Origin of the sequence: Burkholderia cepacia (genome assembly GCF_001039005.1) — a bacterium.
GTDB lineage: Bacteria > Pseudomonadota > Gammaproteobacteria > Burkholderiales > Burkholderiaceae > Burkholderia > Burkholderia theae.
In genome coordinates, this window is the sequence record NZ_LDWR01000161.1 from 1 (window position 1) to 330 (window position 330).

The window sequence follows — 330 nt, forward strand, 5'->3', positions numbered from 1 at the left end:
GCGCTAGCCGACCCTGAGTGCATTTCCGTCGCCGAAATGCAAAAACCCCCGCCTTTCGGGCGGGGGTTTCTGGCTTAGGGAGCCTGACGATTACCTACTTTCACACGGGAATCCGCACTATCATCGGCGTAGAGTCGTTTCACGGTCCTGTTCGGGATGGGAAGGGGTGGGACCGACTCGCTATGGTCATCAGGCAAAGAGGGTTGTCGCGCTGCTTCGCAGCGCGACCAATCTTGGAAGAAGCAGTAATTTTGGGTTGTGAGGTTGTATCTCACACGTACGCGGTTACTCAACCGCTGTACGTCGAGTGCCTTGCACTCGACGCTCGAT

At 56.7% G+C, this 330-nt stretch carries 1 rRNA gene; it reads right to left on the minus strand.

Going from position 1 to position 330, the window contains the following annotated elements:
* Window positions 1-81 precede the first annotated feature (81 nt).
* Window positions 82-194: ribosomal RNA gene (gene rrf, locus VL15_RS38880) — 5S ribosomal RNA — on the minus strand.
* Window positions 195-330 lie beyond the last annotated feature (136 nt).